General features: G+C 40.9%; 10 protein-coding genes. 2 read left to right on the top strand and 8 right to left on the bottom strand.

All coding sequences use genetic code 11. The annotated features are described in order from the left end of the window. Positions 1–238: 238 nt before the first annotated feature. On the top strand, positions 239–700 hold the full coding sequence (locus BUE31_RS26615; protein WP_073406910.1) for a DUF4920 domain-containing protein: 462 nt from the start codon (positions 239–241) through the stop codon (positions 698–700). Positions 701–854: 154 nt separating this feature from the next. On the opposite strand, the gene BUE31_RS26610 is transcribed toward BUE31_RS26615, so the two are convergent. The 6 genes from BUE31_RS26610 to BUE31_RS26580 form a co-directional block, all read right to left on the bottom strand. Continuing rightward, complete coding sequence (locus BUE31_RS26610; RefSeq protein ID WP_143167273.1) at positions 855–1,550, bottom strand: hypothetical protein; 696 nt, start codon at positions 1,548–1,550, stop codon at positions 855–857. An 81-nt stretch (positions 1,551–1,631) separates the two neighbouring features. Then, positions 1,632–4,448, bottom strand: a complete 2,817-nt coding sequence (carB, locus tag BUE31_RS26605; RefSeq protein WP_073406908.1) for a carbamoyl-phosphate synthase large subunit — start codon at positions 4,446–4,448, stop codon at positions 1,632–1,634. A 565-nt stretch (positions 4,449–5,013) separates the two neighbouring features. Beyond that, the gene (locus BUE31_RS26600) at positions 5,014–7,434 is read right to left on the bottom strand and encodes a DUF2357 domain-containing protein (RefSeq protein ID WP_073406907.1); all 2,421 of its coding nucleotides are present in this window, start codon (positions 7,432–7,434) and stop codon (positions 5,014–5,016) included. Beyond that, on the bottom strand, positions 7,431–9,119 hold the full coding sequence (locus tag BUE31_RS26595) for an McrB family protein (protein ID WP_073406906.1): 1,689 nt from the start codon (positions 9,117–9,119) through the stop codon (positions 7,431–7,433). The genes BUE31_RS26600 and BUE31_RS26595 overlap by 4 nt, the downstream gene beginning before the upstream one ends. 275 nt (positions 9,120–9,394) lie before the next feature. Continuing rightward, the gene (locus tag BUE31_RS26590) at positions 9,395–9,724 is read right to left on the bottom strand and encodes a nucleotide pyrophosphohydrolase (protein ID WP_073406905.1); all 330 of its coding nucleotides are present in this window, start codon (positions 9,722–9,724) and stop codon (positions 9,395–9,397) included. A 319-nt stretch (positions 9,725–10,043) separates the two neighbouring features. Further along, positions 10,044–10,472 carry a hypothetical protein gene (locus tag BUE31_RS26580; RefSeq protein WP_073406903.1) on the bottom strand — a complete coding sequence of 143 codons (429 nt, stop codon included), beginning with the start codon at positions 10,470–10,472 and terminating at the stop codon, positions 10,044–10,046. 187 nt (positions 10,473–10,659) lie between these two features. On the opposite strand from BUE31_RS26580, the gene BUE31_RS26575 reads away from it, so the two are divergent. Continuing rightward, entirely contained in the window at positions 10,660–11,313 is a 654-nt protein-coding gene (locus BUE31_RS26575; RefSeq protein WP_143167272.1) for a hypothetical protein, read from the top strand. Positions 11,314–11,377: 64 nt separating this feature from the next. Here BUE31_RS26575 and BUE31_RS26570 read toward each other — a convergent pair whose 3' ends face one another. Then, on the bottom strand, positions 11,378–12,316 hold the full coding sequence (locus tag BUE31_RS26570) for an alpha/beta fold hydrolase (RefSeq protein ID WP_083620364.1): 939 nt from the start codon (positions 12,314–12,316) through the stop codon (positions 11,378–11,380). 476 nt (positions 12,317–12,792) lie between these two features. Further along, positions 12,793–13,638, bottom strand: coding sequence for a GH25 family lysozyme (locus BUE31_RS26565; RefSeq protein ID WP_073406901.1), 846 nt, complete (start codon positions 13,636–13,638; stop codon positions 12,793–12,795). Between the last annotated feature and the right edge of the window lie 376 nt (positions 13,639–14,014).

Raw genomic sequence — 14,014 nt, 5'->3', positions numbered from 1 at the left:
AATTCATGCAGCTTGCGCTAATTGTTTTATTAATCAACTGCAATTATATCATTCATATTATAAATGGGGGAAAATTTAACAAATATTAACACGGAGATCTGTCCTAAATCGTACTGCACGATTTACTTCTTCCATGGAGAAACAAGCATGCTATCGATTTTTGGATATACAGCTCATTTTTTATAAAACCACCCTGCGTTCTTATTGTTGTACACATAGTCCCTAAAATATTAATATCATGAAATTATTATCCTTGTTTTTTGGCCTGCTGTTTTCCTTGTCCGCATTCGCACAAAAACAAACACCGCTGCCCCATGGGACGGTCTACGGCACAAAGCCCGATACCGGCGCTATGCTGGATGCTGCAAAGCTGGAAGCTTTTATGGGTAAAAAAACGCGGATCAGCACAACGGTTAAGGGGCGGGTATTAAATGTTACCAAACAAAAGGGCGGCTGGTTTACCATTGATGCAGGTAATGGAAAAGTTATAGCAGCCCATTTTAAAATTTATAACATTACCATCCCTGCCGCATTAAAAGGTAAATGTATAGTTGCCGAAGGCATAGCTGAAAAACAATTTATTGCCGATGACTTGCAGCACTTTGCAGGCGATACCACTTCCGGGAAAAAGCAGCACGCTGTTAAAACGAATCCTAAACGAAGACTTACTTTTGAGGTAAAAGGGCTGATGGTGGAATAAGGAGAGGGAAAGGTGAAAGCTGAAAGGCGAAAGGTGAAGGGTGAATGGGGTAAAAGGTTTTTAAGAAATAGCTAAATCAATAGGAGGGTTAACCGGCATGTCACAGAGATTTATTACTCTATGACATGCTTATTAAAATACTCTGCACTTGTCGTTAGTTGAACTTCGAGTCCCGGGTTAATACGGAAGGTTCAAGGTACAAATCATGTACAAAAAGTGCTTTTACCTTTTCGTTAACTTCAGTACGGTTTACGGTTGATGCGGTGCGGCGGCAGTTACGGTAATGTTCCCGGGCAATTTTTTCGGCAAGGTCGCCCAAGGTTTTTACGGGCATTTCTTTACCAAACTTGCCGGCCAGGATTAAGCCCGCGGCAGCTATTATAAGGCCGACGCCACTTATTGCCGGGTAAAAGAACAACCCGATGATTGATACACCCAGGATCAGTGAAAATGCGAATACCACAGACCCTTTTGGTTTTAACAGGTTCATTTTAAAGCCCATTTCCTTTTCAATTTCGGCAATAACCTGTAAACGGGTATCCCTCGGGAAAATGTCAGACAAGCGGGTTTGCGGCTTTATCAGCTCCTTATCGGCAGTAATTGTGGCGTTAATAGCATTCCTGAGCTTGTAAAACGCCTGCTGTGTGGTGCAGCCATCCCCGTTTTTATGCTTCACTTTTTCAACTATGGTATCGCAAAGGCTGCCAAATGTTTTAACCTCCCTGAGGTCTTCATTTACAAGCCTGATATCAAATGAATTCTGGATCTTCCTCAGCACATCATCCATATCTTCCGGATCAACAGTGTTTAAATTGAAGACCGGGTTGTTATTTTTAGAGTTAACTTTCAAAACTAATTCACTAAATGAAACCATAGCTTACCGGCGCCAAAACAACACCGGTAAACTTTAATCGAATAGCTTAATAAGCTGCTATCTGCTTAAGTACATTGATTTTTCTTTATACAGATGCCTGAAGTAGGGGTCCTGCAGGTTTGGTATAAAACGGATAGCCTCGCCGGTTGACTTCATTTCGGGGCCAAGCTCCTTATTTACTTCCGGGAATTTATCAAAGGAGAACACAGGTTCTTTTATGGCATAACCCCATAATTTGCGTTCTATCGTAAAGTCTTTTAATTTATTTACACCCAGCATCACTTTGGCGGCAATGTTTATGTAAGGCACATCGTATGCTTTTGCAATAAACGGTACCGTACGTGATGCACGCGGGTTAGCCTCTATCACATAGACCTTATCGTTTTTAACGGCAAACTGGATGTTAAGCAGACCTATCACATTAAGGGCGTTTGCTATTTTAATGGTGTATTCTTCTATCTGGGCTATTACATTGTCTGACAGGTCGAACGGTGGCAGCACGGCAAATGAATCGCCTGAGTGGATGCCTGCGGGTTCTATGTGCTCCATAATACCTACAATGTGCACATCATCACCATCGCTTATCGAGTCAGACTCTGCTTCGGCGGCACGGTCAAGGAAATGATCGATCAGCACACGGTTGCCGGGTAAATTCTTTAATAAACCAACCACCGCTTTTTCAAGGTCTTCATCATTAATAACAATGCTCATACCCTGCCCGCCTAATACATAGCTTGGGCGAACCAGTACCGGGTAACCTACCTCATGTGCGACTTCAATGGCTTCTTCAGCGCTTTCGGCAACACCATATTTAGGGTATGGAATATCAAGCTCTTTTAAAAGATCGCTGAAACGACCGCGGTCTTCGGCAATATCCATATTATTAAATGATGTGCCTATTATCCGGATGCCATGCTCATGCATTTTTTCAGCCATCTTTAAGGCTGTTTGTCCGCCAAGCTGAACAATTACCCCGTAAGGTTTTTCAAGCTCGATGATCTCGCGCACATGCTCCCAGTAAACCGGCTCAAAATATAGCTTGTCGGCCATGTTAAAGTCGGTTGATACTGTTTCAGGGTTACAGTTGATCATGATCGCTTCGAAGCCTGATTCTTTTGCGGCAAGCAAGCCATGCACGCAGCTGTAATCAAACTCAATACCCTGGCCTATGCGGTTAGGGCCCGAGCCTAATACAATTATCTTTTTCTTGTCTGATGCGATGGATTCGTTCTCGCCCTCGTAGGTTGAGTAGTAGTAAGGTGTTTTTGCGGGGAACTCAGCCGCGCAGGTATCCACCATTTTGTAAACCCGGTGCATCCCCAATGCTTTGCGGCGCTGGTAAACATCTTCCTCGGTTACGTTGCCCAATATATAAGCTATCTGGGTATCCGAAAATCCTTTTTGTTTCAGGGTGAAAAGAAACTCTTCAGGGATGTTATTTAATGAATATCTCCGAAGCTCGTTCTCTAAATTCACCACATCGGCAATCTGGTTTAAAAACCAGCGGTCAATTTTAGTAGCTTTTCTTACTGATTCAATCGGCACACCCAGGCTTAGCGCATCATAAATATGGAACAACCTATCCCAGCTTGGGTGCTCCAGGCTGTGCATAATTTCTTCCAGGTTGCGGCTCTGGCGGCCATCGGCACCAAGACCGGCGCGGCCGATCTCCAAACTCTGACAAGCCTTCTGTAAAGCCTCAATAAAGCTGCGGCCTATGCCCATTACCTCACCAACAGATTTCATCTGCAGGCCAAGCTCGCGGTTAGCGCCTTTAAATTTATCAAAGTTCCAGCGGGGGATCTTTACGATCACGTAATCAAGCGTTGGCTCAAAATAAGCCGAGGTTGTTTTGGTGATCTGGTTTTCTATTTCATCAAGGTTGTAACCTATGGCCAGCTTTGCAGCTATTTTAGCGATAGGGTAACCTGTAGCTTTTGATGCCAGGGCTGATGAACGTGATACCCGCGGATTAATTTCTATGGCGATGATTGCCTCGTCGGCGGGGTTTACCGAGAACTGTACGTTACAGCCGCCGGCAAAGTTACCAATGGCGCGCATCATGCGGATGGCCTGGTTACGCATATCCTGATAGCATCGGTCGCTCAGGGTCATTGCCGGGGCAACGGTGATTGAGTCGCCGGTATGGATGCCCATCGGATCGAAGTTCTCAATAGAACAGATGATGATCACATTATCATTGCTATCACGCAGCAATTCCAGCTCATATTCCTTCCAGCCCAACACGGCCTGCTCCACCAAAACCTCATGCGTTGGCGATGCCTGTAAACCACGACTTAGCGCCGCATCAAAATCTTCTTTTTTATGTACAAAGCCGGCGCCTTTACCACCCAGTGTATAGCTTGGGCGAATAACCAGCGGGAAACCAATTTCCTGCGCAGCTTCTTTACCTTCTAAAAACGAGTTGGCAATTTTCGAGGTCGCAACACCTACGCCAATATCAACCATCAACTGGCGGAAAGCCTCGCGGTTTTCGGTTTTTTCAATTGCGGCTAAATCAACGCCTACAATCTTTACCCCGTATTTTTCCCAGATGCCGCGTTCGGCAACCTCAATACAAAGGTTAAGCGCAGTTTGGCCGCCCATTGTTGGCAGCACGGCGTCAATCTGTTGTTCTTTAAGGATCTTTTCAATGCTGTCGCTGGTTAGGGGCAACAGGTAAACATGGTCGGCTATAACCTTGTCTGTCATTATGGTAGCAGGGTTGCTGTTAATGATAGATACGGTTATCCCTTCTTCTTTTAAGGAGAGGGCGGCTTGCGAACCGGCATAATCAAACTCGCAGGCCTGGCCTATAATAATAGGGCCTGAACCAATAATTAAAACGGATTTTATGGAGGTGTCTTTGGGCATGTTCTTTTTTTATTCAAGAAAACCGCCTGGTGCGAAATGCCAACTTAAAACTTCCGAAATTGTGTATCCTGCATTCCGCAATTCGGGTAATCTTCTTGTCGGGGTGCAAAGATACGTTTTGTAAGAACATGTTGTTATATTTTTTTGAATTAGTTGGTTTAGTTGATTGGGTTGAATGAGTTGAGTAGGTTTTGGGAGGGGGATTTGGGTGGTTTTTCCGTTGGTGATGGAAGCGAGGGCGCGCTTTCTGCTCATACGGCTGCAGGCATTAGGCTCAGGCCGGTATCCGTTTCTATCGCTAACGTAATTTTTTGGTAACCATAAACTATTAAGCTTTTGCGTACCCTAAGCATTTTGCTGCATAGTATGTGTGCTACCTAAACGCGGGCCACAAGGTAGGAGCCTTGCGGCAGCGGAAAACCGCTTGCGGTAACGGGGTTTATACGCCTGTGAGGCTTGTGCCGATCCCATCGTGGCATTAAGCGCGGAGGCTAATATCCACTGCCATCACTAATGTTAATCTTTTCGCTATAGGCTGTCGTAAAACCATAGTTATAACAAGCAATCAATTACTTAAATCTCGAGATTGTGCAATATTTAGAACCTCACTTAGTGAAACCTGGACGCCATTTACTTCAAAATGCAAAGGCTTAAAAATATTAGACGATAAAATTTTTAAGCTTCCGACTGCAAATTGGATTAATGAGGGATCATTTAAATCATTCTTCCAGGCGATATCACATGCTGTTCCCGTAGATGATAATTCGTTAAGCAATCTTGCAGCGTCGGGATTAGTGATATAGAAATAATTTTTATTCTTGGTTTTTCTATACTTTTCTAAGCCCAAAGGGGTAGTATACTGGTAGCCCCGAATTGAACCAATCTTTCCCGGAATCTCAATCAAGTGGCGTTCTGTTAAATTAAATATTATATATTTTGAATGATTTAATTGCCAGGTGACACCTTTTTGCTCTAGTTCAACATTCGTGCAGATTTCCCAATCTTTGATTTTACATAACTCCGCGGTTTGTGATATAGAATCATACAAAAGAATTGACTTAGATAAATACAGCCTTGAATTAGTATTTCTTACAAAAGGGATATGGTAAATATTTTTATCATTAATAAATGATCGCCTCTGTTCAATGTTTGTTTTGGGAATCGTTCCTATAGTAATCCATTCGTTCCATTTGCTTTGATTTTCTTCATATTCCGACCTATCCATTTCGATAAAATTTTCAAAATGTTCTTCGGGTAGTTTAGTTATCAGTTCATTTAACAAATTATTTACCAGTCCGGTTTTACTTGGCAAAAACGGCATGGCGCCAATATTTACTTCTTTTATGCTATGAAAATAATTATTTGTTAAAAAGGCCTCTTCTGAAAGCGGGTAAGGATATAAAATGATTCCGCCTAAGTTTTTGATGGCTTTCCTATACGGCGTTTCAGTAAGTTTACTATGTAAAATAGCGTCCCTGTACCGGTGTAACTGACCTATCGCATCTTGAGGTACGCTGTAGTTTTGATCTCCTCCTTCCGTCCTTTCATCAAAGCGATATTTTGCATCAAACAGGTACCAAAAAGAATTTTTGTATCCGTCTTTTTTAAATTCTATAGAATAATCTGGTCTTTGATTAAATGTAAAAACGTGTCTGCCTGCTTTGCCGAACTCTTTGTTAAAGTAAATAGATGTGACTGTTTTACTGTGTGGGTTTCTGAACTTCACTTTAGACTCGTCACCTTTTTTTAACTCTATAACAAATTTGTTAGCTTTTATTTGAATGAGGTTTTGGTATTCCATTTCTGAACCTGTTTGTTCTTTTAAAAGCTGAACCAATTTTAGAAAGCACCAATATTCATATAGTGTAGAAATATTTTTTTGCTCTATTTTAAAAATTTCGTTTTCGGCTATTTCCAAGCCTCGTAGCAATAATAAATAGACGTGCATTAAATCTCTATATCCCGCGCCATGAGTTAAAGAAGTTGAAAAATATGACCGTTTTTCGAATTCGGAGACTTCACTAAAAGGACTTTCATGAAGAAAAGATTGAAGCCTACTCTGATAGTAATTCATCCGCGTTATTAACGGGCTGTAATCTGATTTTTCTGAAGATTCCCCTATATGTTTTTTATATCGTCTTATCTGTTCAATAATATTCTTTACCGCCCATTTAATAAACCGATTTTCGTACGTGTCATAAGTCACATATTTTTTTGCAGATAAAGCTCGTGAATATGCGTTCTCAGAACTGATTTTAAATCCAACTCCTTTATCATTAGAGTGTTTTGCGTTCTTTCGAAACCACTCGACATTCTTTTTTGAAGCTTGCTTTATTTTTTCAATGGGCAACACAACTTCCCGTGTTCTTATTTCATGTTTTGGCTGCCGTTTTATTACGTAGATGTTTTGAACAATTTGTTCAAATAAGGCATCAAGTATATTCCACCATTCGTTTTTTGTGGCGACTCCAGTCACTCTCGCTCTGCTTCTCTTAAAAGTATCTTTCAAAGAATCGAAAGCCAAATTTTGGATAATCAGGGCGATTTCGGACATCATTGCCTTGTAGTCCGATTTATAATCCATCTTCTGCGGAAACACTTCGGCTTCCAGTCCGAAAATCAAGCGGTTTGCGGCATCCTTTATTTCAATCCTTGTATCGCCGACTTGATCATTAAAGGCAAATGTTCCTATTAACAAATGAAGGTTTTCTTTTTTTATGGATGTCTTTTCTCTCCGGCTATTTATAATTAATTCGAAAGGGGCTATAAAATTATGGCCTTCTTCGATAATATAGGTGTATTGAATTTTTTGCCATTCAAAAAAGCATAAAGAGTCTAAAGGTACTTGTGAATGAAGTCCCTCAATTTTATAAGATTTAAATTTTGGCAGCGAATCATTATATACCTGCTTATTGGGTTTATCTAATTGTAAATCCAATAGACCGCGACCATCGGCTGAAAAACTATATGTCAGGATATCGCTCAAAGCCAAAATGATGTAAAGCGGTCTTCATCAAAACGTTTTAACATGAATAAAATCTTTTTAATTGATCTTCTGTATTTTAAATCGCCATCATCAAAAGTCTTTTCAATTTCTAAATAACTAAAGGTCTCACTTTTAAACGCTTTACCTTCTAATAGGTTCAAAAGATCAATAAGTACTCTTTGAATTCTTTCCGAACTGCCATGAATTCTTGGTAATATTTTTTGAACGAGTTGAAAATCTAAAGCGGCGTTATCATTAATCAAGTTGTATTTTTTATTCAAAATCAAATAAAATGCTATTTCGTCCCGAACGCGATAAGCAAACTGCATATCTGCAGTTTGTAGTATTTTATTTACTTTTTTCAAAATATTAATTTCATCATCAATAGACTTTCTATCATCACCTGATAAATCTATTGACATCAAATACTCTGCTTCCAAGAAGGAATTAGTAACGTCGGATAGATTATTCACAACAGAAGATGACGGTATAATCCAGTCTAAATCGATATCGTTCATTTCAATAGAGTTAGCCCTATCCAACACTTTTCTTGAAAATGCATGAGTGGTTTCATCCATATTTACAGTTCCAATTAAATATAGGTTTTTAGGCCACCCCAATTTTTTAAAACCCTCGCTGTTCTTGCCGTTTTGGAAAACTTCTTCAGATAGTATAGAATCGGTTACAATATTAGAACCCTTTTTATCCGTCCATTCTCGAGTCTCAATAATGCTTAAAAAATCACTAAAATAATGTTCGACACGAGCCAAGTTCATTTCATCTAAGATGAAGAAGTGCGGTTCGTTAGGTTTTAAATTGGCTTTCTCTATTGCAATAGTCAAGTTCTTCGGAACAAATTTACCATCTAAAGAAGTGTAACCTAAAAGATCGCTGCCATCAGTCCAGTCTGGCCTTACCGGCACTTGAATTATATTAGCTTTCATCCCGATTGCTTGTGCAAACATTCGAGGAAGTTGTGTTTTTCCAGTTCCAGAAATACCAGCGAGAATAATAAACGGTTTGGTTTTCAAAGCCAAAAAGAAATTAGCGATTTCTTCGTAATGATATTTAAAGCCCCTGTTGTTTAAATATTCGTGTATATGATCAACAATTTCTTTTGGCGAAAAAGCAACTACCCTTGAAATGGGCTCTTTCATTAAAGACTTACTTCCTGTTTTCTTTTCTAAAAGAAGATTTTTAGCGGCATTTAACAACTCAAATGCCGGACCATTTGTGAACAATTTAATAAGGTCATCTATTTTACTGATCCGTTTGGCTGCATCTCCAACGCCATCTTCATAAAGGATATATGCCATTAATTGGGCGGAAAAAGTTCCAGTATCAGTATAGCTCCAACCGTCAATAATTTTTATTTTTTTTAGAATTTTAAATCTATAAAATACTTCAAACTGACTTTCGGTTTGTGCTTTCGCAAAAACATGATAGTCGCCGTCTATAACTAAATTTCTACCATCTTTGAAGGTTGGCACAACATCGGTTTTGTCGATCTCGGTATATAAAACCTCCTTGTCTAGTCGGTTTATCCAAAAAACGACGTCGCCGGGCAGGTAGTTGATAAATCGTTTATTATCCCAATAAAAATATTGCTCATCATCGGTAATAAGTGACTTATAATTTGAAGTCGCACTTACCCCATGAACGTCATACAGTTTAATTTTTTTCATCCCTCCGGTATTAGGTTTTCGGGCAATTTTAACCCCATTTTTTTTATAACTTAAATGTAGGGGTATTTAGGCCACCAGCAAATGAATCTCTATCTAAAGTTGTTCCATTTACAAATAAATTGCATAAGAAACTATTAGCTTTGACGGTACAAATCATCTTCGAATATAACATCATAGTATTGGGAGTCTGCTCCTTTCGGAACCCTCTCACTTTTTATTTTTTGGATTGCCTTGAGCAAATGTTGCTTGTTTATATTGTCAGGAATCCGCATGGTTTAAAAAGTGTTATATTTTTTAGCTGAACCCTTCGCTTTTTCAATCGGATATTTTTCCGCGTTTTTGGCTATTTTATTTTTTACTATCTCGTTAATATCAAGATTGTATTTTTCAGCAATTAATAGGGCATAACCTAACACATCGGCAAGTTCGTCTTTAATTTTTTCTACGTTTGCGTCGTCAGCATTTTTCCAGAGAAATAATTCATTCAACTCAGCAGCTTCTATAGATAACGCTAAGGCTAAATCTTTACCATTATGAAACTGCGCCCAGTCGCGCTCATCCCGGAAATTTTTTAGTTGCTCTTGTATTTTCTTCCAATCATCCATAAAACGTGGCTTTGCTAACAAAATGGACAGGTTTAACGAAAGGTGAAATTACTATTAATGGCGGGATTTTCAAATGTATTCTGCCCCTGCTACCACAAGCGTTTTTCCGCAGCCGCCCCGATTTATCAGGTGGCCCGCGTTTAAGTAGCCCCACTGCTATGGCGTGTTGCACTCTCGGGGGGGATATGGAATTTTGCAGCCCTAATACTTATCTGCGCGTTGCTTATCAGCGGGCCACCCTGATAAATCGGGGCGGCAGCGGGCGAGACCCGGCGGAGACAGAAATGACACAAAATCAACTTGTTTCTTATATGATTAATTAATCCAAATCATAATTTGTACAACCTACTGTAACAATCTTATTCTTCCAAACCCAAATTTGCAATCCTAGTGATTCAAAATCATAAACATCCTGTCTTTGTCCTTTATTATAAGCTGTCATTACATAAAGTTTTTCTTTTCTATCCGGTTCTATGCCTGACAATTTTATAAATTCATTTATTGGGAACCCGATCAAATTTTCACCCTTCCAAAAACACCCAACGTTACAAGTAATGGATGAAATTTTATTACTACTGTTTACAAAGACAATAATAGGTGGATCTATAAATTCATAATTATCTTCCATGTAAATATCATTTACATCCTTTTTAAAATAAGTGTGTTCATACTTTAAGTACTTCTTAATGCTTTCTCCAAATTTTAACTGTCCCACTGATACATTGGGTATCAAATCTATGTTACTCATCTTTTTCTTATTTTAGTGTATTCCCGTCCTTTCGCCCCCGCAGATCCCTGAAGAGGGCCCTGCGCCGCTTGCCTGGTATGCACAAGATCACACTCCATTCATGTATCGCTGCAAACCATCGCAGGGTCCTCTGCGAGAGACTCTGAGGAAACGCGAAGCAAATCGGCTATACGCAACCTCGCATATAATGAAAATTATATCTTTGGTGCTATCATTTACAATGCACGCTAATATGTCGAAGGAACAACAATTCTGGGATTGGTTTATAAAGAATGAAGGAAAATATTTTTTTCTCGGCCAGGTGAATGATGTTAACGAAAAAGAAAGGCTTTTAGATGATTTCCTGGAGCATTTACACAGCTATTGCGACAAACTGTTTTTTGAAATAGGCGGCCATCCGGATGAAAAACAAGATCTGATTATTACAGCCGAAGGTGATGTTGCTTTTTTTGATAAAGTTGAAGCTTTAGTAAACGAGGCTCCACAGATGGAACATTGGAACGTAATTGCCTTTAAACCCGTTATGACAGGTTTCGTTACCGAATATAACGGCATTAAGCTTAATCCGGAAGAAATGTATTTTATCCCACTCAGCAATAAAGCGTCAACGCAACTTGGGGTAAGAATATATGCAGAGGGATATGACCCCAACCTCAAAAAGGATTTTTTAACCGCTGCTTATTTAGCATTGGATTGCTTATTAGGAGAGCACTCGTGTGCGTTGGATATCGGCTATGTGGAGGTGGAAAGCCTACCTTCAATTCCCGAAAGAGATGAGTTAATAGCGTTTACCAAGCTGCGCCGGTATGTGGAGTGGCACAAAAACAAATACGGGACATAGTCGTATACATGCAAAATGAATATGAAATCATTTATATAGCCATTACCCAACGAAACACGATTATTTAATCCAAAAAGAAATCCAACAACGCTTTTTGCACTTGTGCGGTTTGTTCCTGTACAACCCAGTGACCCGAGCCTTTAATAATCACTTCCTTTACGTTTATCGCCACCAGGCGCGAGTGAGCCGCGAGGTATGAGCCAGCAGAGTGGTCAGCCCCCAATGAAAGCAAGGGCATCCGGAGTTTGGTTTTCATTAATTCCAGGTTGTCCTTTGCATCGTGGTTAAATTCGCCAAACCAGTGGAAAGCCCCGGTAGTAGCGCCGGGTACCGAATAGGCCCTGATGAATTCATTTTCCTCGGTTTTGGTAAAGGGATTTTTCACATAGCCAACTACAGGCCAAAATCCCTTCAAAAAAAGGCCGGCCTTCCCCGCCACAATTTCCCCGGAGTTAGGCATCGCGAAAAAGCCAAACCACCAGGCCTGCGCACGCACCTGGCTCCATACCGGCTCTACGCCCGGCAATAGGGCGTCCATCAGCGCGATCTTTTTTACATCACTCTGAAATTGTGCTGCATAAGCATAGGCAACCATTAAACCGATATCATGCCCGGCAAGGTTAATATGCTTGTAACCCAATTGCTTCATCAGGTCATGCAGGTCAACCGCCATGTTTTTTTTGTCGTATCCGCCCGTGGGTTTACCGGATTCGCCAACGCCCCTCATATCAGGTGCAATCACGGTAAAATGCTTTGAAAGCTCGGGCAATAGCCGGTTCCACATATACCAATTTTGTCCGAAGCCATGAACCAGTAATAGGGGCTCACCCTTCCCGCCAATAACATAGTGGATCCTAACCCCGTTAACCTGCGCGTATTGATGTTTAAATCCGGGTGAGGGCGAGGCTGGTTTAATATTTTCTATGCCCAGAGCAGATTTCGCAGATAGAATGAGCGTAAACAGAAGCATCAGGCCTGCCGATTTAATTATCGTTTTTTTCATGTCAAGGCTATTTTAAACGGTTAAGGATATGGAACATTTATTAAATATACTGATTATTAACAGTTTAGCGCACCTAATAAAAATCCGCAAGCATTTTCCTGCTGCCGCATTGTTCAGTTAAAGCAGGCAAAAGCATCAATTTCAATTAACTCAAAAACTGAAACACGCTGATTATGAGCAAATTACAAGCATCAAAAAACGCAATGGCCTTATAATCAACATGTTTCACAGTCTTCCGGGTGTTCCGTGTACAAAAATGGAACGCTTTGCCGGGTCTGCGGTCATAAATTGCATCTATATCGGTTAATTAAAGCATGAAAACCATCAAATTTCAATCAACCCAAAAGTGGAATATGCTGATTATGAATAGATTACAAAGACTAAAAAGCGTAACGCTCTTATAATCAACATGTTTCACAGCGTTCCGCTTGTTCCGTGTGGAAAAATGGAACGCTTGTCCCCGCAAGCTCTCCTGATCAAAGGCTTTTCAGCGCAGCAAAATCCCCGTTAAAAATATCCACATCCAAACCGCCGCCGCTTACGCCGGGGATGGCCAGGTTTTCTGAATATTGCCATATGGCGTATTTAGTCCAGCCCTGGGGCAGGCCGGGAGGCTGCTGCTGGTAAGCCGGGATCCACAGCGGGTTATTGCCAAACTGGGTGATCCCGCTAAAGTATTCGCTCCAAAAACCTTTCGCGGTATAAATCACAGGTGTGCGCCCGGTTTGTGCTGTTACTATACTCAGCCAGTCGGTTATTATTTGCACACAAGTATTCTTATTGTTGGTAATGTAAGCGTTAAGCTGGTTGGTTTCTGCGTCATCGCTGCCAACCTGCCACTCCACATCCAGCGCCGGCGGCAGTGCTCCCGGATCTGAAAAAGAAGGCCAGCAGGCTAAAAAATTATCCGCCTGGTCCTGCGCCGAATCCTGGAATGTGAGAAAATGATAGCCCCCGTATAAAAGTCCTTTTTGTTTGATGGAGGGGAGGTTGGTGCTAAACATAGGGTCTTTATAAGTGGCTCCCTGGCTGTATTTGCTGTAAACAAATTGGATGTGGGGCGATAAGCTGCTCCACCCGATAGTTCCGTTATTATGTGAAATATCCATCCCCTGCGGGGCCAGGTTATCCAGCGCACCCCATGTTGTAGGGCCGGCTACGCCATCGGCAGTGAAGCCCTGGGCGGTTTGAAATTGTTCTACAGCGGCTTGTGTCCCCGGGCCAAAGCTTCCGTCAACAGTGCAGTTATAACCTAATAGTGAAAGCGCGCGTTGCAGCATGGTTACTTCGCCGCCGCTTGATCCGTTTGAAAGTGTGTTCATGGTGAGGGTTTTAGGTTGATGAGAATTGGAATAAATGTAAAGCAATAAATTAATTGTTGCAAATTTTTTATTGGGTTACATATTAGGACTCCAAAAGATTGATTGAGTTGCAATATTGCCTTTCCTACTCCTTAAGGCCCTTGTTGGTGTTGTCACCACCAAGGGCGTGGAATTCTGATATGGCAAACGTATAGTCCAAACCATAAGCGCTTTCCGCTTGTTGGTGACAACACCAACAAGGGCGTGAAGAAATATCCTGAACATTATCAAAGATGGAATTTTAATGATCTTATGAAATTTTAATTGCTAATTTGTTGAAAATGCCAAATTTTAACTCAATATTACATTAAATTTACATACTGCTTCGCCATAACCT

It is taken from the genome of Mucilaginibacter sp. OK098 (assembly GCF_900142915.1).
Taxonomy (GTDB): domain Bacteria; phylum Bacteroidota; class Bacteroidia; order Sphingobacteriales; family Sphingobacteriaceae; genus Mucilaginibacter.
The sequence above is the reverse complement of the archived record's forward strand: the minus strand, read 5'-3'. Positions and strand labels throughout refer to the sequence as shown.

Excerpts from the sequence above, each read along its gene's own strand:
- BUE31_RS26615 (WP_073406910.1), top strand. The coding sequence starts at position 239 with ATGAAATTATTATCCTTGTTTTTTGGCCTGCTGTTTTCCTTGTCCGCA.
- carB (WP_073406908.1), bottom strand. The coding sequence starts at position 4,448 with ATGCCCAAAGACACCTCCATAAAATCCGTTTTAATTATTGGTTCAGGC.
- BUE31_RS26595 (WP_073406906.1), bottom strand. The coding sequence starts at position 9,119 with ATGAAAAAAATTAAACTGTATGACGTTCATGGGGTAAGTGCGACTTCA.
- BUE31_RS26590 (WP_073406905.1), bottom strand. The coding sequence starts at position 9,724 with ATGGATGATTGGAAGAAAATACAAGAGCAACTAAAAAATTTCCGGGAT.
- BUE31_RS26580 (WP_073406903.1), bottom strand. The coding sequence starts at position 10,472 with ATGAGTAACATAGATTTGATACCCAATGTATCAGTGGGACAGTTAAAA.
- BUE31_RS26575 (WP_143167272.1), top strand. The coding sequence starts at position 10,660 with ATGAAAATTATATCTTTGGTGCTATCATTTACAATGCACGCTAATATG.
- BUE31_RS26570 (WP_083620364.1), bottom strand. The coding sequence starts at position 12,316 with ATGAAAAAAACGATAATTAAATCGGCAGGCCTGATGCTTCTGTTTACG.
- BUE31_RS26565 (WP_073406901.1), bottom strand. The coding sequence starts at position 13,638 with ATGAACACACTTTCAAACGGATCAAGCGGCGGCGAAGTAACCATGCTG.